Below are 3,271 nucleotides of genomic sequence, written 5' to 3'. Positions count from 1 at the left end.
CGGGACCACTGGGCCGACCAGACCGGCCGTGACGGGACGGCGATAAACGTCACCTTGCGTTGAATCGCACTTGAAATACCCCTTAAATGTGCCCATCTAGGCCTGCGCCCCGAGTCCGAGGGCGGATAGGTAGAAGGAGAAACCATGGCCAAGGAAGATACGCTCGAATTTCCCGGTGTCGTGAAGGAACTCCTGCCGAACGCGACATTCAGGGTCGAGCTTGAAAACGGCCATGAGATCATCGCGCATACGGCAGGCAAGATGCGCAAGAACCGCATCCGCGTTCTGGCAGGCGACAAGGTGCAGGTCGAAATGACCCCCTACGATCTGACCAAGGGTCGGATCAACTATCGGTTCAAGTAACCTCTTGTTCATCTTGGGGTCCGGCAGTCCGCGCCGCAAGGAATTGCTGGCGCAGATCGGCGTCGTGCCGGATGAGATCCGGGCGCCGGACATCGACGAAAGCCCGCTGAAACAGGAACTTCCCCGTCCCTACTGCGCGCGGATGGCCCGTGAAAAGGCCGCCGCGGTTCCATGTACTGCAGATGATATCGTGCTCTGTGCCGACACCACCGTGGCCTTGGGTCGGCGTATCCTCGGCAAACCGGAAGACGCGGCGGAGGCGGAACGTTTTCTGCGTCTGATGTCCGGACGTCGGCACAAGGTGATCACGGCGGTCTGCGTCAAGCGAGGCGAGGATGTCTGGGAGCGCGACGTACAGAGCACAGTGCAAATGAAAGTCCTGAGCGATAATGAGCTGCGCGGCTATCTGGCGACCGGCGATTGGCAGGGCAAAGCAGGCGGCTACGGTATTCAAGGACCCGCCGGCGCGTTGATCCCATGGATTTCCGGTTCTTTCACGGGGATCGTGGGGCTACCCCTGGCTGAGACTGCCGGGCTTCTCGAAGCAGCCGGCGTGGCGACATGGGGGAGACCGCAATGAAGGGGCGCACGATCGTTCTGGATCACCTTGGCAATGCCGAGGCTGCAGCCCTTCTTGTCGACGGGAAGCTGGAGGATCTGCTGATCGACGGGGACGCCCCGCGCCCGGGCACGGTCTATCGCGCCATCGCGGACCGACCGGTGAAGGGGCAGGGGGGCATGTTCCTCAAGACCCCGGACGGCCCTGCCTTTTTGCGGCAGGTAAAGGGGCTCGCCCCCGGGCAGGCGCTTCTGGTGCAGGTCAGCGGTTATGCCGAACGGGGCAAGGCCATTCCCGTCACCCAGAAACTCCTGTTCAAGAGCCGCTACGCGATCGTTACACCCGATGCACCCGGCCTGAACATTTCGCGCGCTATCAAGGATGAAGCGGAGCGCGACAGATTGCTGGAGCTCGCCCATGAGGCCGCCGGAGAGACAGCGCATGGCTTGATCCTACGCTCCTCCTGTGCGGGGGCCGAGGGCGAAGATATCGCCGAAGACATTACCGCGATGCTAAGGCTTGCGGATACCGTTCTGGGCGATGAAGATACCGGCATGGAAACCCTGACGGAAGGTGACGGCCCGCATGTGCTGGCCTGGCGGGATTGGACCGCGCCAGCCGAAGTTGTCACCGATCCCGGTGGCTTCGAAGAGCTGGGTGTGCTGGACGAGATCGACGCCGCCCGCGGAACAGAAGTTCCGCTCGGCAATGGGGCGTCCTTTTTCGTGGAGCCGACCCGGGCGCTGGTCGCCGTCGACGTCAACACCGGCAGCGATGCGTCGCTCGCCGCGGGCCTGAAGGCCAACCTGGCGTGCGCGCGCAATTTGCCTCGGGCGTTGCGTGTGCGGGGGCTGGGCGGGCAGATCACGCTCGATCTCGCCCCTATGCCGAAGAAGGATCGCCGGGCATTCGAAAGCGCGCTGCGGCAGGCGCTGCGCGGCGAAGATATCGAAACCGCCCTCGTCGGCTGGACGCCCCTCGGCCATTTCGAACTCCAGCGCAAACGAACCCGCCAGCCGCTGGCAGAGACCGCGCCTTGAGCTGTCCGATCTGCCATAAACCGGCGCAAAAAGCCTACCGCCCCTTCTGCTCACGCCGCTGCGCGGACCTCGACCTCGCCCGTTGGCTCAACGGTGCCTACAGCACCCCGTCAACCGATCCCGAAGACATCGAAGCCGCGCTAGACGCCGCGCTTCAGGCCCGCGAAACGGACGAAAAGCCACACTGACCGGCGCTGTCGTCTGACCCCGCAGGAAAGGCCCAAAAAGAGGCTGGACACCCCGCCCGAGACCTCCTAGAACCCGCTCACCCGACCACTTAGGTGGCCTCCCGTGCCCGGGTAGCTCAGGGGTAGAGCAGTGGATTGAAAATCCTCGTGTCGGTGGTTCGATTCCGCCCCCGGGCACCATTTTTGCCAAAAATGTCAGAGGAAGACGCTCGGTCTTTTTCGGCCTGTTGTCTCTGATTTGTCTCTCAGTGTCTCGCTATCTGTCTCGATTGGGCCATGATTTTGTCCGTCAATAGCCCCCCGCCCATCTGCCTATTCGCCGTGTACCCCTCCCGAAGGCGTAGCGTAGGCCACCAGCGCGGCACCCCTCTGCATGACCGCAACCTCCCCTACTCCAAAAAATCTCGTACAAGGGGCTTGAGCTTCCAGTCACTGGAAGGACTATCTGGCATTTGTATTCGATAAAAGGATAGGATCATGTCCGGTTTCCAGACTGTAAAATTTTCCGTCGAAGGGATGAGCTGCGCCTCTTGCGTGGGGCGGGTGGACAAGGCGCTTGCGGGGGTGCCGGGTGTTGATGACGTTTCGGTCAACCTTGCCGCGGAAACCGCCACCTTTCGGGTGAATGCCCCCGAACGGGTGACCGACGCGGCAGGGGCGCTTGCGGCAGCGGGTTATCCCGCCCGCCACGTGAATGTTACGCTGGACGTGTCTTCGATGAGTTGCGCTTCCTGCGTTGGCCGGGTCGAACGGGTGTTGGCCAATGTGCCGGGCGTGTTGGAGGCGAGTGTGAACCTCGCCGCCGAAACGGCCAACGTTTCTTATATCGAGGGGGCGACCACCCCCGAAGAAATCGCCCGTGCGATCACCGAGGCGGGTTATGCCGCCAAGGTCCGCGGCGGGGTCTCTAGCGAGACCCAGGGCGAGCGCAAGGCGGGTGAGGCGCGCGCGCAGGCGCGGCGGACACTTATTGCCGCCGCCTTGACCGTGCCGGTCTTCGTTCTGGAAATGGGCGCGCATCTGGTGCCCGGCTTCCACGGGATGATCGAACGCAGCATCGGTATGCAGACATCCTGGGTCATTCAGTTCCTGCTGACGACGGCTGTTCTGTTCGGACCGGG

The 3,271-nt window shown here is 62.8% G+C and carries 5 protein-coding genes and 1 tRNA gene; all 6 read left to right on the top strand.

Going from position 1 to position 3,271, the window contains the following annotated elements; all coding sequences use genetic code 11:
• The first annotated feature begins 144 nt into the window (after positions 1–144).
• Entirely contained in the window at positions 145–363 is a 219-nt protein-coding gene (gene infA / locus A3764_RS09670; RefSeq protein WP_005978431.1) for a translation initiation factor IF-1, read from the top strand.
• A 4-nt stretch (positions 364–367) separates the two neighbouring features.
• Entirely contained in the window at positions 368–943 is a 576-nt protein-coding gene (locus A3764_RS09665) for a Maf family protein (RefSeq protein ID WP_067919150.1), read from the top strand.
• Positions 940–1,962: a ribonuclease E/G gene (locus A3764_RS09660; protein ID WP_067919153.1), complete on the top strand. Its 1,023-nt coding sequence runs from the start codon at positions 940–942 to the stop codon at positions 1,960–1,962. Before A3764_RS09665 ends, A3764_RS09660 begins: the two co-directional genes overlap by 4 nt.
• Positions 1,959–2,150 (top strand): DNA gyrase inhibitor YacG, encoded by a 192-nt coding sequence (locus A3764_RS09655; RefSeq protein WP_067919154.1) that lies wholly within the window; start codon positions 1,959–1,961, stop codon positions 2,148–2,150. Before A3764_RS09660 ends, A3764_RS09655 begins: the two co-directional genes overlap by 4 nt.
• A 105-nt stretch (positions 2,151–2,255) precedes the next feature.
• Positions 2,256–2,330, top strand: a tRNA-Phe gene (locus tag A3764_RS09650).
• A 297-nt stretch (positions 2,331–2,627) separates the two neighbouring features.
• The coding region (locus A3764_RS09645) for a heavy-metal-associated domain-containing protein (RefSeq protein ID WP_150122129.1) at positions 2,628–3,271 on the top strand (644 nt) is incomplete at its 3' end.

The sequence above is a fragment of the Sulfitobacter sp. HI0129 genome (assembly GCF_001635395.1).
Lineage (GTDB): Bacteria > Pseudomonadota > Alphaproteobacteria > Rhodobacterales > Rhodobacteraceae > Sulfitobacter.
This window is presented reverse-complemented; position numbering and strand designations above follow the sequence as displayed.

What these genes read in the sequence shown, in the direction of transcription:
- infA (WP_005978431.1), top strand. Translation starts at nt 145, where the DNA reads ATGGCCAAGGAAGATACGCTCGAATTTCCCGGTGTCGTGAAGGAACTC.
- A3764_RS09660 (WP_067919153.1), top strand. Translation starts at nt 940, where the DNA reads ATGAAGGGGCGCACGATCGTTCTGGATCACCTTGGCAATGCCGAGGCT.